Origin of the sequence: Citrobacter sp. RHBSTW-00887, assembly GCF_013728095.1 — a bacterium.
Lineage (GTDB): Bacteria > Pseudomonadota > Gammaproteobacteria > Enterobacterales > Enterobacteriaceae > Citrobacter > Citrobacter braakii.
Genome location: NZ_CP056267.1, coordinates 1846697 through 1871883 on the forward strand (window position 1 = coordinate 1846697; position 25187 = coordinate 1871883).

General features: G+C 52.6%; 17 protein-coding genes. 11 read left to right on the top strand and 6 right to left on the bottom strand.

Going from position 1 to position 25187, the window contains the following annotated elements; translation table 11 throughout:
* Positions 1 to 104 precede the first annotated feature (104 nt).
* Both atoC and atoS read right to left on the bottom strand, forming a co-directional pair.
* Positions 105 to 1490 (bottom strand): acetoacetate metabolism transcriptional regulator AtoC, encoded by a 1386-nt coding sequence (atoC, locus tag HV314_RS08750; RefSeq protein WP_019077262.1) that lies wholly within the window; start codon positions 1488 to 1490, stop codon positions 105 to 107.
* Positions 1487 to 3325, bottom strand: a complete 1839-nt coding sequence (gene atoS / locus HV314_RS08755; RefSeq protein WP_181547862.1) for a two-component system sensor histidine kinase AtoS — start codon at positions 3323 to 3325, stop codon at positions 1487 to 1489. The genes atoC and atoS overlap by 4 nt, the downstream gene beginning before the upstream one ends.
* A gap of 168 nt (positions 3326 to 3493) precedes the next feature.
* Between atoS and rcsC the strand changes: the two genes are divergently transcribed.
* Positions 3494 to 6340, top strand: a complete 2847-nt coding sequence (rcsC, locus tag HV314_RS08760) for a two-component system sensor histidine kinase RcsC (RefSeq protein ID WP_181547863.1) — start codon at positions 3494 to 3496, stop codon at positions 6338 to 6340.
* A 111-nt stretch (positions 6341 to 6451) separates the two neighbouring features.
* Here the strand turns inward: rcsC and rcsB are convergent, their stop codons facing one another.
* On the bottom strand, positions 6452 to 7102 hold the full coding sequence (gene rcsB, locus HV314_RS08765; protein WP_003027592.1) for a response regulator transcription factor RcsB: 651 nt from the start codon (positions 7100 to 7102) through the stop codon (positions 6452 to 6454).
* Positions 7103 to 7118: 16 nt separating this feature from the next.
* Positions 7119 to 9788 (bottom strand): phosphotransferase RcsD, encoded by a 2670-nt coding sequence (gene rcsD, locus HV314_RS08770; protein ID WP_047359202.1) that lies wholly within the window; start codon positions 9786 to 9788, stop codon positions 7119 to 7121.
* Positions 9789 to 10526: 738 nt separating this feature from the next.
* Between rcsD and HV314_RS08775 the strand changes: the two genes are divergently transcribed.
* The 6 genes from HV314_RS08775 (at position 10527) to mgtE (ending at position 17850) form a co-directional block, all read left to right on the top strand.
* Complete coding sequence (locus HV314_RS08775) at positions 10527 to 11627, top strand: porin OmpC (RefSeq protein WP_016153787.1); 1101 nt, start codon at positions 10527 to 10529, stop codon at positions 11625 to 11627.
* A 115-nt stretch (positions 11628 to 11742) separates the two neighbouring features.
* Positions 11743 to 12795, top strand: coding sequence for an FAD:protein FMN transferase ApbE (gene apbE, locus HV314_RS08780; RefSeq protein ID WP_016153786.1), 1053 nt, complete (start codon positions 11743 to 11745; stop codon positions 12793 to 12795).
* Positions 12796 to 12874: 79 nt separating this feature from the next.
* Positions 12875 to 13939 (top strand): bifunctional DNA-binding transcriptional regulator/O6-methylguanine-DNA methyltransferase Ada, encoded by a 1065-nt coding sequence (gene ada / locus HV314_RS08785; RefSeq protein WP_181547864.1) that lies wholly within the window; start codon positions 12875 to 12877, stop codon positions 13937 to 13939.
* Positions 13939 to 14589: a DNA oxidative demethylase AlkB gene (gene alkB / locus HV314_RS08790; protein WP_016153784.1), complete on the top strand. Its 651-nt coding sequence runs from the start codon at positions 13939 to 13941 to the stop codon at positions 14587 to 14589. Before ada ends, alkB begins: the two co-directional genes overlap by 1 nt.
* A 75-nt stretch (positions 14590 to 14664) precedes the next feature.
* Positions 14665 to 16308: a multidrug ABC transporter permease/ATP-binding protein gene (locus tag HV314_RS08795; RefSeq protein ID WP_181547865.1), complete on the top strand. Its 1644-nt coding sequence runs from the start codon at positions 14665 to 14667 to the stop codon at positions 16306 to 16308.
* A gap of 105 nt (positions 16309 to 16413) precedes the next feature.
* Positions 16414 to 17850, top strand: coding sequence for a magnesium transporter (mgtE, locus tag HV314_RS08800; RefSeq protein ID WP_016153782.1), 1437 nt, complete (start codon positions 16414 to 16416; stop codon positions 17848 to 17850).
* Here the strand turns inward: mgtE and HV314_RS08805 are convergent.
* A complete protein-coding gene (locus HV314_RS08805; protein WP_181547866.1) occupies positions 17813 to 19060 on the bottom strand; it encodes a SulP family inorganic anion transporter in 1248 nt (415 codons plus the stop codon). The two genes, mgtE and HV314_RS08805, sit on opposite strands and share 38 nt — an antisense overlap.
* A 278-nt stretch (positions 19061 to 19338) precedes the next feature.
* Between HV314_RS08805 and mqo the strand changes: the two genes are divergently transcribed.
* Positions 19339 to 21000, top strand: coding sequence for a malate dehydrogenase (quinone) (mqo, locus tag HV314_RS08810; protein WP_016153779.1), 1662 nt, complete (start codon positions 19339 to 19341; stop codon positions 20998 to 21000).
* A gap of 47 nt (positions 21001 to 21047) precedes the next feature.
* Here mqo and eco read toward each other — a convergent pair whose 3' ends face one another.
* Entirely contained in the window at positions 21048 to 21545 is a 498-nt protein-coding gene (gene eco, locus HV314_RS08815) for a serine protease inhibitor ecotin (protein ID WP_029139607.1), read from the bottom strand.
* Positions 21546 to 21958: 413 nt separating this feature from the next.
* Here eco and napF point away from each other — a divergent pair, with 413 nt between their 5' ends.
* Genes napF through napA form a run of 3 tightly spaced genes read left to right on the top strand, consistent with a single transcriptional unit; the run spans position 21959 to position 25186 of the window.
* A complete protein-coding gene (gene napF / locus HV314_RS08820; RefSeq protein ID WP_131405173.1) occupies positions 21959 to 22450 on the top strand; it encodes a ferredoxin-type protein NapF in 492 nt (163 codons plus the stop codon).
* Complete coding sequence (napD, locus tag HV314_RS08825; protein ID WP_016153776.1) at positions 22440 to 22703, top strand: chaperone NapD; 264 nt, start codon at positions 22440 to 22442, stop codon at positions 22701 to 22703. Before napF ends, napD begins: the two co-directional genes overlap by 11 nt.
* Positions 22700 to 25186 (top strand): nitrate reductase catalytic subunit NapA, encoded by a 2487-nt coding sequence (gene napA, locus HV314_RS08830; RefSeq protein ID WP_016153775.1) that lies wholly within the window; start codon positions 22700 to 22702, stop codon positions 25184 to 25186. Before napD ends, napA begins: the two co-directional genes overlap by 4 nt.
* Position 25187 lies beyond the last annotated feature (1 nt).

Here is a 25187-nt window from a genome sequence, read left to right on the forward strand (position 1 = left end):
ATTGAATTTATTGGTTTATTTTTGTGGTTTTGGTGAAAGGAGACCAGGAGGGGTTATGCAGAATTTTGCGCAGTGTGCAAAATTCTGCATAGCAAATTTGCGTATCAGGAACCTGATGGGTCGATGCCGTACTCTTGTAATTTATACATTAAAGCGCGACGGCTAATTCCCAGCATCAGCGCCGTGCGGGTGCGATTGCCGTCCTGATTGTCGAGGACTTCGAGGATAATTCGTTTTTCCTCACGTTTAATCTCTTCTTTCAGATTGCGTTCCCCGGAGTAAGTCGGTTTTGTTTCTGTTGTGGCGCTCACCGGGTTGCGCAACGGGTCGGGGAGATCGTCGGCAAAGATCACCGCACCGGTATTCATAACGACTGCACGTTCGATGACGTTTGACAGTTCGCGAATGTTACCGGGCCAGGGCCAGGCGGTGAGGATCGACATCGCCGTCGGGTCGATTTCGATAATATCCCGCTGATTTTCAGAGCTGAATTTTTGTAAAAAGTGGTTTGCTAATAAGGCAATATCTTCACGACGCTCGCGTAAGGGCGGCAAAGTCAGATGGATAACGTTGAGCCGGTAAAACAGGTCTTCGCGAAACGTTCCTTCCTTCACCATCGTTTGCAGACAGCGGTTGGTGGCGGCGACGATTCGAATGTCAACGCGAATGGTCTGGTGCCCGCCGATGCGTTCAAACTCCCTCTCCTGCAAAATGCGCAGCAGCTTGGCCTGCAGCACCAGCGGCATCTCGCCAATTTCATCAAGCAATAAAGTTCCCTGATGAGCGCGTTCGAACAATCCCTGGCGCAACGTCTGTGCCCCGGTAAACGCGCCTTTTTCGTGACCAAATAGCTCGCTTTCCAACAACGACTCCGGCAGGGCCGCGCAGTTAATTTTGATAAAGGGGCCATTGGCGCGTTTGCTGTTGTAGTGAATGGCGCGGGCGATCAGCTCCTTTCCTGTGCCGCTTTCACCGCTAATCAACACGTTTGCCTGGGAGAGAGCAATTTTCGCCGTGTCTTTACAGATATCCATCATACGCGGGCTGGTGGTCAGAATGTGTCCCCACTGCCAGCTGGTGGTCAACGCTTTATGCAGATTGCGGATTTCCTGTTTCATCTCCTGCAGTTGCAATGCGCGTTGAATCACCATGCTTAGCTCGTCGAGATCAAAGGGCTTAATCACGTAGTCGAATGCGCCGCTACGTAAAGCTTCTACTGCGGTTTCTACTTCAGCGTAAGCGGTCATCAGAATGACGGGGATCCGTGGTTGCTGCGTGCGCATAACTTTCAGCGCGTCGATACCGTCCATCTCCGGCATGCGAATGTCCATCAGCACCACGTCTGGCTGCGTTTCGCTAAACAGGCTCAGCGCGGCTTTCCCGTCGCTGGCGCAATGTGTCTCATGCCCTTGCAGGGAAAATGCGGTGGCAAGCATACGGCGAACATTTTCTTCATCATCAACGATGAGAATACGATAGGTCGTTTTCATTCTGACGGATTTCCCTGCGGGTTAAGAGGTAAAATCAGAGTGAATATCGCCCCGCAGCCAGGCTGGCTGGTTACGTGGATATCCCCCTGATGCGCGTTGATGATGCGCTGGCTCAGCGCCAGTCCAAGACCGGTGCCTGATGCTTTTGTCGTAAAAAAGGGATCGAATATTTTCTTCTGTATGGCGAGATCGATACCGTTGCCATTATCTTCAATCATCACGGCCTGTTGCGAGGCCGAGTATTGCCAGGTACGGATGCGAATTTCGCCTCGCGCAGCGATCGCCTGTACCGCATTGATTAAAATATTGAGGATCACCTGTTTGAGGAGTTCGCGATCGGCGACGATCGGCGGCAGGCTGGGATCTAATTCCGTTGTAAAGGCGATCCGTGCCTGCAGGCCAGCGGTTTGCACCAGGATTAGCGTCTCTTCAATGAGCGCATTGAGCCGAATCTGTTGCCACTGGCTTTGTCGTGGGCGAGAGAAATCTAACAGTTGCTGAATAACTTTATTGATGGAATCAATTTCATTCAGCACAACAGATAAATATTCCTGATGTTCCGGCAGCGAGGTTTGCTGGCGGATGATCTGGACGTAGCCACGAATTGCGGTCAGCGGGTTTCGCACTTCATGCGCGACGCCGGCCATCAGCTCACCCAGGGTGGCAAGCCTTTCGGTTTGCGCCAGTCGACGCTGGGTCTCTTTACGGGCGGTTAAATCGGAGAAAATAACCAGCGCGCCAATCAGCTCGCCGTGTGCGTTATGGATCCGACTGGTGGTTACACTGATCTCAATGGTGCGTTCTCGTCCTGGAAAGCTAATCTCCTGGGCCACATGTTCAGTACCGTGCTCAAGGGTGTCCAGAACCGGGCTATAAAACTGCGTATTGGCAAAGAGCGTCGCATAGGGCTGTCCGACCAGCTCATGCAGCGTGTAGCCTGTTATCTGTTCTGCCGCCGGGTTCATGGTGGTAACGTCGCCTTGCCTGTCGATGGCGATCACGCCATCTGCGGCATTTTCAATGATCAGATCGTTAAGGGTTTTGGTTTCCCGTAGCGTTTGTGCCAGCGCATTGACGCTACGGCTGATTTGTCCTAACTCGCCGGGGAGTTCAGGCAATCGGGTAGGGGTTTTTTGTGCCAGCGTGGAAAGCCCATCGGTGATGATGTCGATATTCGCACTGAGTCGGCGTGAGAAGTGCACGATGAGCAGCAGGCTACAGATGAGCCCGGCAACCAGTACGGCAATAATCCTGACGTCCATTCTCCAGGCCTGCTGGCGGATATCTTCGGTGAGCTCATTGGCCCAGATATACCCAATAACCTCTCCCTGGCGCGCTATTGGGATCATCGAGTTGAGTATGTCGCCGCGAACCTGTCGCCCGGAATAGACCACAGGCGCGTTGCTACTCATCACTTCGCGTCCGGGATGATCCTCGGTGATGGTGATACCTACGTTGCCTTGGTAAAGCGCGGAGGGAGCGTAGGTGATAATGGCATCCAGCGCTTTGTGATAATACCCGGCGCCAATGCCGGGAAACGCTTGCGTAATGCGCTCGGTGATGGGGGCCAACTCTTGATTAAGCGCGCGAATGCGTGCTTCACGCGGCAAATTTGGGTAGTGACTAAAGCGGTCGCCCAGCGCATCGTTTAGCAGGGTTATCACCGATGACAGTTTTTTCTCTTTTTCAGATAAGACTGCTGAACGGCCTTCAGTTTCTACGATATAACCTATAGATATCGTCGGAATGATGACCATCAGGATGGCCATCATGATCATTTGGTTGCGTAATCGTCGTGGGTATAACCGACGAGCCAGCCATCTCAGGTAGCGCATTCTGACATCCGTGCAGTGTTTTTCAGGCAAACGACGATTATCACGGGTTAAGACAATGGTTTCAGAGCGGTGTATCATATTCCCGTAAAGAGAGGGCATTGCGACGCCGGACATTTACCGCTACCTTAACCACACTCTATTAATGCCCTGAGGCGGAGCTTCGCCCCTTTGAAATACCTTGCTTCCGTTCATTCAACGCTAAAAGTCTCACGCTATCTGTTCAGGGCGTTGGCGCTCCTGATCTGGGGGCTAATCGCATTTGCCTCCGTTTTCTACATCGTGAATGCGCTGCACCAGAGAGAGTCCGAGATTCACCAGGAGCTTAACCTCAGTTCCGATCAGGCCCAACGTTACATTCAGCGCACCTCTGATGTGATTAAAGAGCTGAAATATATCGCGGAGAATCGCTTAACGGCGGAAAACGGCGTGATGTCGTTGCGCGCGCGGGATGATAAAACCGCCGTGCCAAACTTCGAGCCGCTGTTTGCCGACTCCGACTGCTCGGTGATGGGCAACGCCTGGCGAGGTTCGCTGGAATCGCTGGCGTGGTTTATGCGCTACTGGCGGGATAACTTTTCCGCGGCCTATGATTTGAATCGTGTGTTCCTGATCGGCAGCGACAACCTTTGCATGGCCAATTTCGGTCTGCGTGATATGCCTGTCGAACGTGACGGGGCGTTGAAGGCGCTGCATGAGCGCATTATTAAGTATCGCAATGCACCGCAGGACGAAAACGGTAATAACCTGTTCTGGATTAGCCAGGGGCCGCGGCCGGGGATAGGCTATTTCTATGCGCTGACGCCGGTTTATCTCGCTAATCGCCTGCAGGCGCTGTTGGGTGTGGAACAGCCTATCCGCATGGAGAACTTTTTCACGCCGGGCAGTTTGCCGATGGGAGTGACCATCCTTGATGAAAATGGTCATGCGCTGATTTCGCTCACAGGCCCAGAGGGGAATATTAAGGCTGAACCTCGCTGGATGCAGGAGCGCTCCTGGTTTGGCTATACGTCGGGTTTTCACGAACTGGTGCTGAAGAAAAACCTGCCCCCGTCATCGCTAAGCATTATTTATTCAGTACCGGTCGACCTGGTGCTGGAGCGGATCCGCATGATGATCCTGAACGCTATTCTGCTGAATGTGCTGGTTGGCGCGGCGTTATTTATGCTCACGCGCATGTATGAGCGGCGCATTTTTATTCCTGCGGAAAGCGATGCCCAGCGTCTGGAAGAGCACGAGCAGTTTAACCGTAAAATCGTGGCTTCCGCGCCGGTTGGGATTTGTATTCTGCGTACGATAGATGGCATTAACATCCTGAGTAATGAGCTGGCGCACACCTATCTCAATATGCTGACGCATGAAGACCGGCAACGGTTAACGCAAATTATCTGCGGCCAGCAGGTCAATTTTGTTGATGTGCTGACCAGCAACAATACCAATCTGCAAATCAGCTTTGTGCACTCGCGCTATCGTAATGAAAACGTGGCAATTTGTGTGCTAGTTGACATCAGCGCGCGCGTTAAAATGGAAGAGTCGTTGCAGGAGATGGCGCAGGCGGCGGAGCAGGCGAGCCAGTCCAAATCGATGTTCCTTGCGACGGTAAGTCACGAGCTGCGTACACCGCTGTATGGCATTATCGGTAACCTTGATTTGTTGCAAACCAAAGAGTTACCCAACGGAGTGGATCGCCTGGTGACGGCGATGAACAACTCTTCCAGCCTGCTGTTGAAAATTATCAGCGATATTCTCGATTTCTCGAAAATTGAATCTGAACAGCTGAAGATTGAACCGCGCGAGTTTTCACCGCGTGAAGTAATGAATCATATTACGGCTAACTATCTGCCGCTGGTGGTTCGCAAACAGCTGGGGTTGTACTGCTTTATCGACCCGAATGTACCGGTGGCGCTCAATGGTGATCCGATGCGTTTGCAGCAGGTGATTTCCAATCTGCTGAGTAATGCTATCAAGTTTACCGATACCGGCTGCATTGTGCTGCACGTGCAGTGTAACGAAGACTATCTCAGTATTCGCGTGCGTGATACCGGGGTTGGGATCCCAGCCAAAGAGGTCGTCCGCTTGTTTGATCCTTTCTTCCAGGTGGGAACCGGCGTACAGCGTAATTTCCAGGGAACCGGGCTTGGTTTGGCTATCTGTGAAAAACTGATCAGCATGATGGATGGGGATATTTCCGTCGATTCTGAACCGGGAATGGGTAGCCAGTTTATGCTGCGTATTCCGCTTTATGGCGCGCAGTACCCGCTGAAAAAAGGTATCGAAGGGCTTGTCGGCAAACGTTGCTGGCTGGCGGTGCGTAACGCGTCGCTGTACCAGTTTATTGAATCCAGTCTGGCGCGTAACGGGATGACGGTGCAGTGCTATGAGGGACAGCAACCGGATGCGGATGACCTGCTGATTGCCGACGATGTGCTGGACCAGGCGTGGCAGGGACGCGCTGCGGTTATTTTCTGCCGTCGTCATATCGGTATTCCGCTGGAAAGGGTGCCCGGGGAGTGGGTGCACAGCGTGGCATCGCCTCACGAATTGCCCGCGCTGTTGGCGCATATCTACAGCCTTGAGCTGAGTAGTGAAGAGCTTTCAACGGCGTTGCCAGCCCCGGATAAAGTTGCTGCAACTAACGATGACATGATGATTCTGGTGGTCGACGATCATCCTATCAACAGGCGTTTACTGGCCGATCAGTTGGGATCGTTGGGGTATCAGTGTAAAACCGCGAATGACGGCGTGGACGCACTCAATGTACTGAGTAAAAACCATATCGACATCGTGCTGAGCGACGTTAACATGCCGAACATGGATGGTTATCGCCTGACCCAGCGTATTCGCCAGTTAGGATTAACCCTGCCGGTTGTCGGCGTGACGGCCAACGCGCTGGCTGAAGAGAAGCAGCGTTGTCTGGAGTCAGGTATGGATAGCTGTCTGTCTAAGCCGGTGACGTTAGATGTATTGAAGCAAACGCTGACGGTCTATGCGGAAAGAGTGAGAAAGGCGCGGGAATAAAAGAGGCCGGATGGGGCGTTTGCCTTATCCGGCCTACGTAACACGCACAACATCGTGTCATTCGTAGGCCTGATAAACGCCGTGCCATCAGGCACGTCGATGTTAAAAGAATTACTCTTTGTCTGAAGGACTCAGCGTGACGGAAGAAAGGTAATTCAACAGGGCGATATCGTTTTCCACACCGAGTTTCATCATTGCCGACTTTTTCTGGCTGCTGATGGTTTTAATACTGCGGTTGAGTTTTTTCGCGATTTCAGTAACCAGGAAACCTTCGGCAAACAGGCGCAGAACTTCGCTCTCTTTCGGTGACAGACGTTTGTCGCCGTAACCGCTGGCGCTGATTTTTTCCAGCAGACGAGAAACGCTTTCCGGGGTGAATTTCTTACCCTTCTGCAGCGCGGCAAGCGCTTTCGGCAGATCTGTTGGCGCGCCTTGCTTCAGGACAATTCCTTCAATATCGAGATCCAGTACCGCGCTCAGGATTGCCGGGTTGTTGTTCATGGTGAGAACAATAATCGACAGGCTCGGGAAATGGCGCTTGATATACTTAATTAACGTGATCCCGTCACCGTATTTATCTCCCGGCATGGAGAGGTCGGTAATCAACACATGAGCATCTAACTTAGGCAAATTGTTGATCAGTGCAGTGGAGTCTTCAAATTCGCCGACAACGTTTACCCACTCGATTTGCTCAAGTGATTTACGAATACCGAACAGTACAATCGGGTGGTCATCGGCAATAATTACGTTCATAGTGTTCATGTATTGGGCTACCTTGCTACAGCAAGCTCTTGACGTAATCGTCAATGTCGCTGATGTATTTTTCTATACCTGGAGCATCTTTCTCTTGAATAAGATGTTCCAGCGCTTCACATAACTGCTTGCCGGGTACCAGATTAAGCATGGCAAACACGCCTTTCAGGCGATGGGCCGTTTGGGCTAACGCAGCGAAATCGCTGGTTGCTGCCTCAGTATACAACCTCTTAACATCATCCGGTACTGTGTCTACAAAGAGTGCATAGTAACCACTGGCATGAAGTTCGGCGTTTTCATCTCCGCCGAGGGGGAGTTCCTGGATCTCTTCTTGTGCCAGCTGCTCTTCTATCAGCTCGAGGACAGCTTCCTGCATAGCATTGCTCATATTAAAGTTGACGCGCAGCTGACCAGGGCCAATTTTCCGCACGCCAGACTCATCATCGCTTAAAAGAAGGCCTGAGGCAGTAAGATTAGACGGATTATCTGTTAAAAAGAGATCATATTCTTGACTATTCAACCGCTCATCAGGCGTGATGCAGGTTGCTCCCCAGTTCTCCAGTTGGCGTAATACGATGCTGCGTACGTCATTAGAGGTGACATCAACCATTATGCAGACGTCATCTAACAAACGCTCTTCACTTTCAGCATGTTGATCGTGCAGCGGCATTTTAACATGGACTATATAACGTGTTCCAAGTTCTTCCCGCGCTTTAATGTTCAGGTGTCCACCTAGCTTGCGGGCGAGCTGATCGCATAACCAGAACGTCAGCGGGTTGGCCTTGCTATACCGATCGCCCTGGGTGTCATTGATGAACGGGAAGTGCAGGTTATCAACTTCATTCAACGTGACACCTTGCCCGGTATCCAGAATGCGGAAGGTCAGGCGTTCAGTCTCCGACTCATCCTGGTCGACTTCCAGCGTGATTTTGCCAATTTGCGTGGTGGTTACCGCATATTGGATCAGCAACAGCAAAATACGGCGCAGGGCATCGCGGTCGCCGCGGCGTTCATCATGGGCGCTAAGGTGATTTTTAATCAGTAGCTGCAGCCCTTTACGTTTAATGGCTGGCAGAACCTCCGGAACCACGTCATCAATTAACGCCTGCACGGAAAACAGCGTCGATTCACTTTTCCAGGCGTCGCTTTCCAGCAGGTTGGCCAACTGGATTTCATCTACCATACGCACCAGAACGTCTGCCTGATTGGCCAGTTTCTGGCTGTCCGGGCTATTCAGTGCGGCAGCATTAGCGGCAAGTGTTTTCGCCGGGTCTTTCAGTGCGCTGCCGATATTCTGCATAAAGGCAGCCCGGGCCTGCTGGTTTTTCTCATACAGTCGCTGCGCTTGCTTCAGCTTCTTATTAACCAGCACTTCGCGGTCCTGGTCACGAATAATAAAGATCTGCGTTCTCGATGAGATCTGGCTGCGGAACAGCCGGATCTCATACAGCTCATTATTGATGGTGGCCTGAATCACCCCCTGATGCTGCTCCGCCATACTGGTAATGTTTTGCAAATTTAAATGCGGTAACAGGTGGTCGGCAATTTTATTGCTGATAACCGTGCGGTTTGCTTCTTGATCGTGCACCAGCAAGCCCAGAGGCAGCAAAGACACTATCTCTTCATTGATGGCGCGCAGAACACGCAGTTCATTATTTGCCGCAAGGTTTGGTGCCACTTCGGTGGAACGGGCAGGGAGGTGGCGAAAGGTGGTATAGCCAAACAGCGCCAGGGCCAACAAAGCAATGTTGAGTAACAGCGGCAGCAGAATGCTTTGCAAGGTGTCGAGCAGCAATGAGCCAAACGGAACCTGCCACACCAGCCGCATATCCGTTGAGTTTAGCGCCGAAGATATCTCAATTTTACTGTTGTTGAAATTAATGCTGACGCTGTCAGGCGACTCTTTTTCATTCAGATGCTCGGTTGTTGACGTGGCATCTGGAACCAGATGGAAGCTGTCCAGCGGCATGCCGGGTGGGATCAAGTCATTAATCGGCAGGTCAAAGGCGACAACCGTTGCCAGATGTCCAGGCTGATTAAAGGTCGTGCGTAGCGTGAAGTAATGCCCGTTCTGCCACGCCAGACGGCGCAGTGAAGAGAAGCTTTCACGTTCATCCAGTGCATTGGCCTGTTGTAACATTTCCGCGCGCCGTGAATCGACAATATTACCAATCGTCGACTCTTTAAAACCGGAAGTCAGATCTTTTAGCGGCAGCGTTGAGATAAGGATCAGGCTATTGTCCTGACCATTCAGGTAATACATAGACCACGGAACATTTTCCGCGCCCCACAGCGTATCAAGATAGGTTGAGATGCGTTGGGTCATCTCCAGCGTAGAACTGTCATGGGAACCGAAAATCAGCGCCTCGGTCTTTCTGCGCGGTTTCTCAAGATAATAGACGTCTTGTTTCAGACGCGTTTCCTGCAGTCCTTCTGCACCAGGTGAACTGGCCGTAGCGGCAATATTGTCATAGATTTGCCAGGTCACGTATCGCCAGGTATCGACCCTTTTATGAATGGCATGGGTGATATCGACAATCTGATAGCTCTTATCCTTTAACCAGGTGTTGACGGCGCTCTGGACCATAACGCCCATCATCACCAACAGCACAACGATCAGTAATAAGAAGAAACGGGTAATACTTCCCGGTAGCAGGGAGAATCGGGTAGAAGCCGTTGTGTCAGACTGACTCATTCGTGTTTATGACCTGTTAAACGACGCGAAAGATGATGGGGCAGTATAAAGGGTAATATATGAATTGCCACACTTACACCACGCCGGATGGCCCGCATTTTTTACGCTCCATTCTGTTGCAGCTATGACAATGCAAAGGTGTACAGTGGATAAAGGCGGGTACAAATATTTGTACGGAATGTATACATTTAGCATTAAATAACAAGAAATTATTAATCAGATTTATATCTGAATACGACGCAATGAGATAGTTAATAGTTGTTATAGTTTTGCATCGGTAGCACAGAACGGTAAGTTTTGTGTAAAGAAGGGTAAAAAAAAACCGAACGCGAAGCATTCGGTTGAAATAGGGGTAAACAGACATTCATGAATGAATGACGGTAATAAATAAAGTTAATGATGATAGCGGGTCTATTTTAGTTGCGAGTGAAGATTTTGTTTTGTCATTCAGTGCTATAACTATTTTTAAGGTAACCTATTGATTTTAAATTTAATTAAAATAGTTCTTGATTATTTGTGCTTATTTTGCCTGTTTTTTGATTTTAAAAAAGTTCCCTCGTATTAATATTTTGAAACACCTATGCCGATAAATGAAACACCTTAAAAGTTTTAGTATCATATTCGTGTTGGATTATTCTGTGTTTTTGCGGAGAATGAAGTTGCCGACTGGTTAATGACCTTAATCAGTATGCAGTGGCATAAAAAAGCAATAAAGGCATATAACAGAGGGTTAATAACATGAAAGTTAAAGTACTGTCCCTCCTGGTACCAGCACTGCTGGTAGCAGGCGCAGCAAATGCGGCTGAAATTTATAACAAAGACGGCAACAAATTAGACCTGTACGGTAAAGTAGACGGTCTGCACTATTTCTCTGATGACTCCACTAAAGATGGCGATCAGACCTATATGCGTATCGGCTTCAAAGGCGAAACCCAGGTTAACGACCAACTGACCGGTTACGGCCAGTGGGAATACCAGATTCAGGGTAACTCCTCTGAAAACGAAAACAACTCCTGGACCCGTGTGGCGTTTGCTGGTCTGAAATTCGCTGACGTAGGATCTTTCGACTACGGTCGTAACTATGGCGTAGTTTACGACGTAACGTCCTGGACCGACGTTCTGCCGGAATTCGGCGGCGACACCTACGGTTCTGACAACTTCATGCAGCAGCGTGGTAACGGCTTCGCGACCTATCGTAACACCGACTTCTTCGGTCTGGTTGATGGCCTGAACTTTGCCCTGCAGTACCAGGGTAAAAACGGTAGCCCGGAAGGCGAAGGTATGACTGGTGTGACCGGCAACGGTCGTGATGCGCTGAGTCAGAACGGCGACGGCGTTGGCGGATCTATCACTTATGATATCGGTGAAGGCTTCGCGCTGGGTACTGCAGTCACCAGCTCCAAACGTACTGACGAGCAGAACCGTCTGAACTTCGGTACCGGTGACCGTGCTGAAACCTACACTGGCGGTCTGAAATACGACGCGAATAACGTTTACCTGGCAGCACAGTACACCCAGACCTACAACGCAACGCGTGCGGGCAACCTGGGCTGGGCTAACAAAGCACAGAACTTTGAAGCTGTTGCGCAGTACCAGTTCGACTTCGGTCTGCGTCCGTCCGTGGCTTACCTGCAGTCCAAAGGTAAAGACCTGAACAATGGTTACGGCGACCAGGATATCCTGAAATATGTTGATGTTGGCGCGACCTACTACTTCAACAAAAACATGTCTACCTATGTTGATTACAAAATCAACCTGCTGGATGACAACCAGTTCACCCGTGATGCTCGCATCTCTACCGATGATATCGTAGCGCTGGGTCTGGTTTACCAGTTCTAATCTGCGCTCATGTCGTTAAAAGGCCCTGCGGGGCCTTTTTTAATGCCGTTTTTTCGTCGTACAAACAACGATTTTTGGTGTACTCTTGCGCCCGTTCGCATGAGGATAATTACGTATGGAAGTGAATTTCTATCGCGCAGCACTACTGGCTGTGACGATCTTTTTTGTCGGGTGCGATGAAGCCCCGAAACCTGCCCAGACCACACAACCTGCCACCGTTCTGGAAGGTAAAACCATGGGCACTTTCTGGCGGGTCAGTGCGGTGGGCGTAGATGCTAAACGCGCCGGGGAACTGCAGGCGAAGATCCAGGCTCAGCTGGATGCCGACGATCAGCTTCTCTCTACCTATAAAAATGATTCTGCGTTAATGCGCTTTAACCTGTCGAAAAGCCTGTCGCCATGGCCGGTTAATGATGCTATGGCCGATATCGTGACTTCGGCGTTACGCATTGGCGCAAAAACCGGTGGGGCCATGGATATTACCGTGGGTCCGTTGGTCAATCTGTGGGGCTTTGGCCCGGATCAGCAACCGGTGCATATTCCTACGCAGGCGCAAATTGACGCCGCAAAAGCGCAAACCGGGCTTTCACATCTGAAGGTTGTTAATGAGGCGCATCGGAACTACCTGCAAAAAGATTTGCCCGAGCTGTACGTGGATCTCTCGACCGTTGGCGAAGGTTATGCCGCCGATCATCTGGCACGATTAATGGAGCAGGAAGGGATCGCCCGTTATCTGGTATCCGTTGGTGGAGCATTGAACAGCCGCGGTATGAATGCAGACGGGCTTTCGTGGCGAGTCGCGATTCAGAAACCGACCGATCGCGAAAACGCGGTGCAGGCGATTGTCGACATTAACGGGCATGGCATTAGCACCTCCGGCAGCTACCGTAACTATTATGAGCTGGACGGTAAGCGCCTTTCCCATGTTATTGATCCGCAAACCGGTCGTCCGATTGAACACAACCTGGTGTCTGTAACGGTAATCGCACCAACGGCGCTGGAGGCTGACGGTTGGGATACCGGATTGATGGTTCTCGGCCCGGAAAAGGCCAAAGAGGTGGTGCGTCGTGAAGGACTCGCGGTCTATATGATTATAAAAGAGGGCGAGGGGTTTAAAACCTGGATGTCGCCGCAGTTTAAAAGCTTCCTGCTCAGCGAAAAAAATTAAAAAGCAAGATTGCGGGTTTTTGTATCCGGCTATGGGGACACACTGAGGCTAAGCGCTATGCTTAACAAAGGAGTCCATAATGAAAAATCGTTTACACATAACTGATGATGACCGCTGGCAGTCCGTTGTGGATCGTGACGCCGACGCTGACGGTCAGTTTGTTTTCGCCGTCCAGACCACCGGCATTTTCTGCCGTCCGTCCTGTCGGGCGAAACATGCGCTGCGCAAAAATGTCAGTTTCTTTGCCGATGCCCGGCAGGCGCTGGCCGCCGGTTTTCGTCCCTGTAAACGTTGTCAGCCGGATAAAGACAGCGCCCACCAGCATCGGCTGGAGAAAATAGCCCACGCCTGCCAGTTGCTGGAGCAGGAATCTCCCCTCACGCTGGACGAGCTGGCGCAGCAGGTGGCGATGAGCCCGTATCACTTACATCGCCTGTTCAAAGCCACAACGGGCATGACCCCCAAAGCGTGGCAGCAGTCCTGGCGCGCTCGCCGTCTGCGCGATGCGCTGGCGAAAGGCGTTCCGGTAACGCAGGCAATTCTCAACGCCGGATTTCCCGACAGCAGCAGCTACTACCGAAAAGCGGATCAGACGTTAGGCATGACCGCAAAGCAATTTCGTAAAGGTGGTGACAACGTTTCTGTACGCTATACCCTGGCAGATTGCACTCTGGGTCGCTGTCTGGTGGCGGAAAGCGAACGTGGTATCTGCGCGATCTTACTTGGTGATGATGACGCTACGTTGGTTGCGGATCTGCATGGGTTGTTTCCCGCCGCTAAGGATGTGCCAGCAGATACCGATTTTCAGCAGCGCGTGCGCGAAGTGATCGCCGCAATCAATGCGCGTGACGCGCCGTTATCGCTGCCGCTGGATATCCGGGGAACCGCATTTCAGCAGCAGGTGTGGCAGGCGTTGCGCGCAATTCCGTGCGGCGAAACGATGAGCTACCAGCAACTGGCCAGCGCCATCGGCAAACCGAAGGCGGTGCGTGCGGTGGCCAGCGCCTGTGGGGCGAATAAACTGGCAATCGTCATCCCGTGTCACCGGGTGATCCGCGGCGATGGCGCGCTTTCGGGCTACCGGTGGGGCATTGCGCGCAAAGCACAGTTACTGCAACGTGAAACGACTGGCGAGGAAACATAATGCTCGATCTCTTTGCGGATGCGAAACCCTGGCAGGAGCCGCTGGCGTCAGGCGCGGTTATTCTGCGACGCTTCGCTTTTGACTGCGCACCGTCTCTGCTGCAGGCGATAGCGGCTATCGCCAGACAGTCGCCGTTTCGCCAGATGGTGACGCCCGGCGGCTACACGATGTCGGTGGCAATGACCAACTGCGGTCGTCTGGGTTGGACGACGGATCAACATGGTTACCTTTATTCTCCTTTTGATCCGCTAACCGGCGCGCACTGGCCGCCGCTGCCGGATGCATTCGCTGACCTGTGCCAACAGGCAGCGACGGCGGCGGGCTATGCTGATTTTCAACCCGATGCCTGTCTGATTAACCGCTACACGCCAGGGGCAAAGCTGTCCTTACATCAGGATAAAGACGAACCCGACCTGCGGGCGCCGATTGTCTCGGTGTCGCTAGGATTGCCGGCCATCTTTCAATTTGGCGGCTTGCGCCGTAATGACCCCTTAAAGCGTTTGCTGCTGGAACATGGCGATGTGGTGGTGTGGGGCGGTACTTCGCGGCTGTTTTATCATGGGATCCAGCCGCTTAAGACGGGGTATCATCCGTTGACCGGAGACTGTCGCTACAATCTGACGTTTCGTCAGGCGGGTAAAAAAGAATAAAAATAAGAATTATTATTGATGTCAGCGAAGAGATGTTTAAACTGCGGGCTGTTATTACTTGTCCGGGTTGTTCGCATGGAACTTTTACTTCTTGTCTGGCGGCAGTATCGCTGGCCATTTATCAGCGTCATGGCGCTCAGCCTCGCCAGCGCCGTGTTGGGGATTGGGCTGATTGCGTTTATCAACCAGCGTCTGATTGAAACGGTCGACACCACGCTGATGGTGCTGCCGGAGTTTCTTGGCCTGTTGCTGCTATTGATGGTTGTCACTCTCGGCTCTCAGCTGGCGTTGACCACGCTCGGCCACCACTTTGTCTACCGTCTGCGTAGCGAATTTATCAAACGTATTCTGGATACCCACGTCGAGCGTATTGAACAGCTTGGCAGCGCCTCATTGCTGGCCGGTTTAACCAGCGACATTCGCAACATCACCATCGCCTTTGTTCGTCTGCCTGAGCTGGTGCAGGGGATTATCCTGACCATCGGATCGGCGGCGTATCTGGCGATGCTGTCGACCAAAATGCTGCTGGTGACGGCTATCTGGATGGCAATCACCATCTGGGGGGGATTTGTGCTGGTGGCGCGGGTGTATAAGCACATGGCTACCCTGCGCGAAACAGAAGACAAGTTGTACAACGATTATCAGACGGTGCTGGAAGGGCGCAAAGAGCTGACGCTCAACCGCGAGCGCGCCGAGCATATCTTTAATCAGATGTACGTCCCGGATGCCAAAGAGTACCGTCACCATATTATTCGCGCCGATACCTTCCACCTGAGCGCGGTCAACTGGTCAAACATTATGATGCTGGGCGCCATTGGCCTGGTGTTCTGGATGGCGAATAGTCTGGGCTGGGCGGATACCGCCGTGGCGGCGACTTACTCACTGACGCTGTTATTCCTGCGTACGCCGCTGCTCTCTGCCGTTGGCGCGCTACCAACCCTGCTCACTGCGCAGGTGGCATTCAACAAGCTGAATAAATTCGCACTGGCACCTTTTAAGGCCGAATTCCCGCGCCCAACCGCTTTTCCAAACTGGCAAACGCTGGAACTGCGTAACGTGGTTTTCCACTATCAGGATAATGCCTTTTCCGTAGGGCCGGTAAATCTGACGATTCATCGCGGTGAACTGATCTTCCTGATTGGCGGCAACGGCAGCGGGAAATCTACGCTGGCGATGTTACTGACCGGGCTATACCAGCCGCAGTCAGGTGAAATTTTGCTTGATGGTAAGGCCGTGGCCGTTGAAAAGCCGGAAGATTATCGCAAGCTGTTTTCCGCCGTGTTTACCGACGTCTGGCTGTTCGACAAATTGCTGGGGCCGGAAGGTAAAGAAGCCAATCCGCAGCTGGTAGCGAAGTGGCTGGAACATCTAAAGATGGGTCACAAGCTGGAGATGAATGATGGTCGCATCCTCAATCTGAAGCTGTCGAAAGGGCAGAAGAAACGCGTGGCGCTGCTGCTGGCTCTGGCGGAGGAGCGCGACATCATTCTGCTGGATGAATGGGCTGCCGATCAGGATCCCCATTTCCGTCGTGAGTTCTATCAAGTCCTGTTACCGCTGATGCAAGAAATGGGTAAAACTATCTTCGCCATTAGCCATGACGATCACTATTTTATTCACGCCGATCGTCTGCTGGAAATGCGTAACGGACAGTTGAGTGAACTGCTGGGCGATGAGCGTGATGCCGCCTCGCGTGACGCGGTGGCTCGTACCGCATGATCCCACATGCCGCCGGTTTTTTATCCACCCGGCGGCACTGTTTATTGTTATTTACATAAATCGGCATCATGATTAATGATATTTCATATAATGGATTTATGATTAATGCCTGTAACAAACAAAAACAGCGCCAGACTGCGTGATGAAGAGCGTGCGCGTCTTATCTGGCTGCTGACCACTGATAAAGCCGTTGTTTCAACGCTATTGGGCAAGCTTACCCTGGCTGAGCAATATGACGTCGGCACGTTAGCCGACGATATTGCTGAGGTAGGGGCGCTGGTCGCCCACCTGCCGCCGCCCGATCTGGCGGATACCCTCGAAGCATTACCTTCTGAAGAGCGTCACGCCCTGTGGCGGCTGGTCGAAAGTGAAAAGCGCGGTAACGTCCTGCTTGAGGCGTCTGAAAACGTCTGGGACGACCTGATCGATGAGATGAGCGATCGTGAGCTGCTGGATGCGTTGCAATACCTTGATATCGACGAACAGATTTATCTGGTTCAGCATCTCCCTCGTAACCTCACGGGTCGACTGTTGGCGACGTTACCGGCCGAGGAGCGGGCGCGCGTCCGCCAGGTGCTGCACTACGAGAAGAATCGCGTCGGTGCGATTATGGAGTTCGAAGTTATCACCGTGCGTCCGGACGTGACGCTGGAAGTGGTGCAACGCTACCTGCGGCGGCTGGGAAAAATGCCGGAGAACACCGATAAACTCTTCGTGACCGACCGCAATAAAGTGCTGGTCGGGGAACTGACGCTCACCTGTATTCTGCTCAATGACGTGCAGCGAAAAGTCAGCGAGGTGATGGAAGATGATCCGCTCACCTTTTCTCCGGAAGATATCGCCGAACACGCCGCGCGAACCTTTGAACGTGACGACCTGGTCAGTGCCGCGGTCGTTGACTCTTCAGGTAAACTGATGGGCCGTTTAACCATCGATGAGATCGTCGATGTGGTCTATGAAGAAACCGATACCGATCTGCGTCGAATGGGCGGCTTAAGCGCCGGAGAGGATGTGTTTGCCCCCGTCACGAAAGCGGTAAAAACCCGCTGGGCGTGGTTGGCCGTTAACCTTTGTACCGCCTTTATCGCTTCGCGAGTGATCGACGGCTTCGAACATACAATTTCGCAACTGGTCGCGCTGGCCTCGCTGATGCCGATTGTGGCGGGGATCGGCGGCAACACCGGGAATCAAACCATCACCATGATTGTTCGCGCGCTGGCGCTACAAAATATTCAGCCGGGAAACCTGACGTTTTTAATCCTGCGCGAAATGGGCGTGGCGTTGATTAATGGCCTCGTGTGGGGCGGAATTATGGGCGGCATTACCTGGTGGCTGTACGATGACATGGCGCTCGGCGGCGTGATGACCCTGGCGATGATGCTCAATTTGCTGATGGCGGCGTTGATGGGCGTTATTATTCCGATGACGATGGTGAAGCTCGGGCGCGACCCGGCGGTCGGCTCGAGCGTCATGATTACGGCAATCACCGATACCGGTGGTTTCTTTATTTTTCTCGGTCTGGCAACGCTGTTTCTGATGTAGCCGCACGTTTGCCTCTGACGATACGCGGCAGAATGAGCATCGTCATCACCCCGGCAACCACGCCAAGCGCCAGGTTGCCGGTTGACACCGTTGCCGCGACGGTCATCAGCATCACCAGCGTTTCAGTAACGGGGAGTTGCCGCAGCGTAGCGGGCTGGATGCTGTGCCAACTGAAGGTTTTCACCGCCACAATCACCATAATTCCCGCCAGCACCGACATGGGGATTTTCGCCATTACTTCGCTTAACCCAGTGACCAGCAACAACAGCACCAGCCCGGCGGCGACCGTCGAGATGCGGCTGCGTCCTTTGCCCATCTCGACGTTAACGATGGTTTGACCAATCATCGCACACCCGGCGATGCCGCCATAAAAACCGGCCAGAATATTGGCTATCCCCAACCCGGCGCTCTCGCGATTCTTATTCGACGGCGTAACCGTCAGGTCATCCACCAGACGGGCGGTTAACAGCGACTCCATTAATCCGACAAAAGCGATGCTCAGCGCGCAGGGCCAGATAATCGCCAGCGTTTGCAGGTTGAGTGGTACCAATAACTGCGTGAATCCCGGCAGGCCGCCGCGCATTGAACCTTCGTCACCGACGGTGGGTAATAGTTGTCCGCTGGTGACAGTGAACACCGTCAGCAGCACGATGGCGATAAGCGGCGCGGGGATCGCTTTAATAAACCGCGGAACCCACAGCACAATCAACAGGGTCAGGACAAACAGCCCCCAGATTAGCGGGCTTTTACCCCAGAAATGCGGGACCTGGGCAAAGAAAATCAAAATACCCAGCGCGTTCACAAAACCGGTCATGACGGCTGTAGGAATGAATCGCATCAGACGCGCCATCCCCAATACGCCAAACAGGATCTGAATAATCCCGGCCAGCACCACCGCAGGCAGGATGTACTGGACGCCGTGTTGATGCACCATCGGGCCAATCACCAGCGCGACCGATCCTGCCGCTGCGGTAACCATTGCCGGACGGCCACCTAAAAATGACATTGCCAGGCACAGTACGACTGAGGCTATCAGGCTGACTTTAGGATCGACGCCGGCGATAACGGAAAAAGAGATCACTTCCGGGATCAGCGCCAGGGCGGTTACCACACCGGCCAGCGTTTCGCGAACCAGTAAACGGGGTTGGCGCAGCACTGCGCGCGTCGCGTGCTCCGCTACTGCGACAGAGGAGGGTTGAGTGGCAGACATCGTTACTCTTAGGTCAAAAATGGCCCGATACAGCAGACCGACAGGCATCCGTGCGGTGAATAGCAAAGCGCAGCATAGTACCTGTCTGACGGACCGGTTTCCAGAAATGATTGTCAATAACCGTATAAACTATCAACGTATTAATAACATTTTTAAAAATTAAATATAATTTATAAACAATATTTAAATATTTTTACTTAAGTGTTACCGTTGATACCGCTCGATTTTCACCTGCATTAAAAGCAAAAAAGCGATACTAAAAGTAAGGCATTAACATTATGAAAAAAGTGACTGCCATGCTCTTCACCATGGCCGTTGGGCTGAATGTTGTCTCGATGGCGGCAAAAGCTAAAGCGGCGGAAGAGCAGGAAACGGATGTACTGTTGATTGGCGGCGGCATCATGAGCGCCACGCTGGGAACCTATTTACAGGAGCTGGAACCGCAATGGTCAATGACCATGGTTGAGCGACTGGATGGTGTAGCGCAGGAAAGTTCAAACGGCTGGAATAACGCCGGAACAGGCCACTCCGCACTGATGGAGCTGAACTACACGCCTAAAAAGGCCGACGGTAGCATCAGCATTGAAAAGGCAGTCGAAATCAACGAAGCCTTCCAGATCTCCCGCCAGTTTTGGGCCTATCAGGTCAATAATGGCGTAATGCATGAACCACGCTCATTTATCACCACCGTTCCGCACATGAGTTTTGTCTGGGGTGACGAGAACGTGAACTTCCTGCGTGCCCGTTACACCGCACTGCAGCAGAGCACGTTATTCCGTGGTATGCGTTATTCCGAAGATCACGCGCAGATTAAAGAGTGGGCGCCGCTGGTCATGGAAGGCCGCGATCCGAAGCAGAAAGTCGCGGCAACGCGTACCGAGATTGGTACTGACGTAAACTACGGCGAAATCACGCGCCAGCTGATTGCCTCGTTGCAGAAAAAGCCCAACTTTGCGCTGCAGCTGAGTACCGAAGTGCGTGGCTTTAAACGCAATGCCGACAATAGCTGGACCGTCACGGTCGCCGATCTGAAAAATAACGAAGCGGAACACGATATCAAGGCGAAGTTTGTCTTTATCGGTGCCGGTGGCGCTGCGCTGAAGCTGTTGCAGGAAACCGACATTCCGGAAGCGAAAGGTTATGCCGGATTCCCGGTTGGCGGGCAGTTCCTGGTTGCGGATAATCCGGACGTGGTGAATCGCCACCTGGCGAAAGTGTACGGTCAGGCCTCCGTTGGCGCGCCGCCGATGTCCGTGCCGCACATCGATACCCGTATCCTTGATGGCAAACGCGTTGTACTGTTTGGGCCATTCGCGACATTCTCCACCAAGTTCCTGAAAAACGGTTCATTGTGGGATCTGCTCAGCTCGACCACCACCTCGAACTTTATGCCGATGGTCAACGTGGGTCTGGATAACTTCGATCTGGTGAAATATCTGGTAAGCCAGGTGATGCTCAGCGATGACGACCGTTTTGCCGCGCTGCAAGAGTACTATCCGCAGGCGAAAAAAGAAGACTGGCGTTTATGGCAGGCGGGCCAGCGTGTGCAGATCATTAAAAGTGATGCGGAGAAGGGCGGTGTGCTGCGTCTGGGTACCGAAGTCGTCAGCGATAAAGAGGGCACCATTGCCGCGCTGCTGGGCGCTTCTCCGGGGGCATCAACCGCGGCGCCGATTATGCTGCATCTGATGGAAAAAGTGTTTAAAGATAAAGTGGCCAGCCCTGAATGGCAGGCGAAACTGAAAACCATTATTCCGTCTTATGGTACCAAGCTGAACGGTAACGTTGAAGCTACGGAACAAGAGCTGCAATACACCAGTGATGTTCTGGGGCTGAAATATGACAAGCCGCAGGCTGCTGATGAAGCGCCGAAACCTCAGCTGAAACCTCAGGCGCAACCGCAGCCTGAGCAGAAAGCTGTAGCGGATATCGCACTGTAAATAAAATGCCGGATAAGGCGGTACGCCGCCCTCCGGCACATTCTTACTTATCGCGCGACTGCGTCCTGAATCTTCTCTTCCGCTTTCCAGATACGGTATTTCACTTCCACGTTCTCCGGCGTATAGACCACAATCGGTAACTTGCTGTTGTAGCGCAGCATGCCGTCATCACCCAGATACGCGGTAATAAATTTCTTCTCTTTCTTACCGTCCGGGCAGGCCATCATGGTTGAAACCGGAGACGTCACTTTGTCGAAGACATAGTAGTCATATCCCCAACCTTCCAGCGTTTTGCTGTCCAGTTCTCCGCCCAGGCGGTGTTGGTTGCAGTCAACTTCCAGCGTTTGTCCGATCAGCAGTTCTACTTTCAGAGTAGATTCATCTTTCTCAGGAGTAAGCTGGATAACCTGGCGCTTCATACCCTTTTCCGCCTTAGGATAAGGGGCGACTTTTTCCAGCGGCTGAGCGCCGGCATCGTTACTGGCAGCCCATGCAGAGGCGCTGGCAAAGGCGGCGAAAAGTACGGCAGGGACAATTGTTTTCATCTTATTGTTCACAGTGTTTCCTTTCTTCTGTCTTATGAACGAGTCTGGGGCAGGTTAACATATTTACATAATCGATTAATCTGGATTTACTTATATTTTAAGTGCATTTGGTAGAGGTCTGCTTTCAGGGTAGCGATATATTCTAAGAATAATCTTAATTGTAAGATCATTCTCTTTTTGAGTTGTTCGTTATATACGGTTTTATATAACTCATTGAAATGTGAGCAAAAGCGCATTTTTTCCCGCCAACTCAACACTCCTTTGATCCGGCAACAGCATTTACCCCGATTGGGGTATGCACCTCTAACACATCCTGAAATATCTTACGACTAAAAATAACTACTCATAAATAGTGCAGTTTTTTATGTCGTTCAACCCGCCAGGGAAGGGCGTCATTATGGAAGGACAATGTCATGGTTGATTTATCCCGTCGAGGCATGTTGACAGGCAGTTGGCGAAACGCCAACTCAGGGATCCGTCCGCCCTGGAGCAAGGAAGACTCTCACTTTCTGGCCCATTGCCTTCGTTGTGACGCCTGCATCCAGGCGTGTGAAACCGACATCCTGCAGCGAGGCCAGGGCGGTTACCCGAGCGTAAATTTCAAACACGGCGAGTGTAGCTTTTGCTATGCCTGCGCAGAGGCCTGTTCTGAATCCCTTTTTCTTCCGCGCCACACCAGGGCATGGGATCTGAATTTTACGATTGGGGAAAACTGTCTCGCATATCAGTCCGTTGAATGTCATCGCTGTCAGGATAGCTGTGAACCCATGGCCATAACCTTTCGTCCCACGCTGTCCGGCATTTATCAGCCGCAGCTCGACAATCAGGACTGTAACGGATGTGGCGCATGTGTCGCTATCTGCCCGGTATCAGCCATTAACGCGGAGTACAACCATGGACAATAACTGGCAGGTCTGCAGCCTGGTCGTTCAGGCCAAAAGTCAGCATATCAATGATATCGCCACGCAGTTGCGTTCGTTCCCAGGTTGCGAAGTTGCACTCAGCGATGTGGAAAGCGGTCAACTGATCGTGGTGGTGGAAGCTGAGCACAGCGAAACGTTAATGAAAACTATTGAGTCAGTGCGCAACGTTGCGGGCGTGCTGGCGGTGTCGCTGGTTTATCACCAGCAGGATGAGCAAGGTGAGGAAACACCATGAAACTCAGTCGTCGTAGCTTTATGAAAGCTAACGCCGTTGCGGCCGCTGCGGCGGCTGCCGGGTTAAGCGTGCCGGGCGTAGCCCGTGCGGTAGTCGGTCAGCAAGAAGCCATCAAATGGGACAAAGCCCCGTGCCGTTTTTGCGGGACGGGCTGTGGCGTATTGGTCGGGACGCAGCAAGGGCGTGTTGTGGCATGCCAGGGCGATCCGGATGCGCCGGTTAACCGTGGGCTTAACTGCATCAAAGGTTACTTCCTGCCGAAAATCATGTACGGAAAAGACCGTTTAACGCAGCCGATGCTGCGCATGAAGGACGGTAAGTATCACAAAGAAGGCGAGTTCACCCCGATTAGCTGGGATCAGGCCTTTGACGTGATGGAAGAGAAATTCAAAACGTCCCTGAAGGAGAAAGGCCCGGAGTCTATCGGTATGTTCGGCTCGGGTCAGTGGACGATTTGGGAAGGTTATGCCGCTGCCAAATTGTTTAAAGCGGGTTTTCGTTCGAATAACATCGACCCGAACGCGCGTCACTGCATGGCGTCAGCGGTAGTCGGCTTTATGCGTACCTTCGGTATGGATGAACCGATGGGCTGCTATGACGATATCGAGCATGCAGATGCTTTCGTCCTGTGGGGCGCGAATATGGCGGAGATGCACCCGATCCTGTGGTCGCGCATCACCAACCGTCGTCTGTCCGATCCCAATGTTAATGTCGCGGTGCTCTCCACCTTCCAGCACCGCAGCTTTGAGCTGGCGGATAACGGCATGGTCTTCACGCCGCAAACCGATCTGGTGATCCTCAACTACATCGCTAACTACATCATTCAAAACAATGCGATCAACCAGGATTTCTTTAGCAAGCACGTTAATCTGCGTAAAGGCGTGACGGACATTGGCTACGGTCTGCGTCCAACCCATCCGCTGGAAAAAGCGGCGAAAAACCCGGGATCCGATGCCTCTGAGCCGATGAGCTTTGAGGACTACAAAGCCTTTGTTGCCGAGTACACGCTGGATAAAACCGCCGAAATGACCGGCGTACCGAAAGATCAGCTGGAACAGCTGGCGCAGCTGTATGCCGATCCGAAGAAAAAAGTCATCTCCTACTGGACGATGGGCTTCAACCAGCATACCCGCGGCGTGTGGGCCAACAACCTGGTCTATAACCTGCACCTGTTGACCGGTAAAATCTCCCAGCCAGGCTGCGGTCCGTTCTCTTTGACCGGTCAGCCTTCCGCCTGCGGTACCGCGCGTGAAGTCGGTACGTTCTCCCACCGTCTGCCTGCGGACATGGTGGTTACGAACGAAAAACACCGCGATATCTGCGAGAAGCACTGGAATATTCCGGCGGGGACCATTCCGGCAAAAATCGGTCTGCATGCCGTGGCGCAAGACCGTGCGCTGAAAGATGGCAAGCTCAATGTCTACTGGGCGATGTGTACCAACAACATGCAGGCCGGTCCGAACATCAACGAAGAGCGTATGCCGGGCTGGCGCGATCCGCGCAACTTCATCATCGTCTCCGATCCGTACCCGACGGTCAGCGCTCTGTCGGCCGACCTGATCCTGCCGACCGCGATGTGGGTAGAGAAAGAAGGTGCTTACGGTAACGCGGAACGTCGTACACAGTTCTGGCGTCAGCAGATTAAAGCGCCGGGTGAATCGAAATCGGATCTGTGGCAACTGGTGCAGTTCTCTCGTCGCTTCAAAACAGAAGAAGTGTGGCCGGAAGCGCTGTTGGCACAGAAACCGGAACTGCGCGGCAAAACGCTGTATGACGTACTGTTTGCCACGCCTGCAGTGACGAAATTCCCGGTGGCTGAACTGGCTGAAGATCAGCTGAACGATGAATCCCGCGAGCTGGGTTTCTATCTGCAAAAAGGGCTGTTCGAAGAGTACGCCTGGTTTGGTCGCGGTCACGGGCATGACCTTGCGCCATTTGACGATTACCACAAAGCGCGCGGTTTACGCTGGCCGGTCGTTGAGGGCAAAGAGACCCAGTGGCGCTACAGCGAAGGCAACGACCCTTACGTGAAAGCGGGTGAAAGCTACAAGTTCTACGGTAAGCCGGACGGCAAAGCGGTCATCTTCGCGCTGCCATTTGAACCTGCCGCAGAAGCGCCGGATAAAGAGTACGACCTGTGGCTGTCTACCGGACGTGTGCTGGAGCACTGGCATACCGGCAGCATGACGCGTCGCGTACCTGAGCTGCACCGTGCTTTCCCGGAAGCTGTGCTGTTTATCCATCCGCTGGATGCAAAAGCACGCGATCTGCGCCGTGGCGACAAAGTCAAAGTGGTTTCCCGTCGTGGTGAAGTTATCTCGATAGTTGAAACGCGCGGGCGTAACCGTCCACCGCAGGGGCTGGTCTACATGCCGTTCTTCGACGCCGCACAGCTGGTGAACAACCTGACGCTGGATGCGACGGATCCGCTCTCCAAAGAGACGGATTTCAAGAAGTGCGCTGTGAAACTGGCGAAGGTGTAAC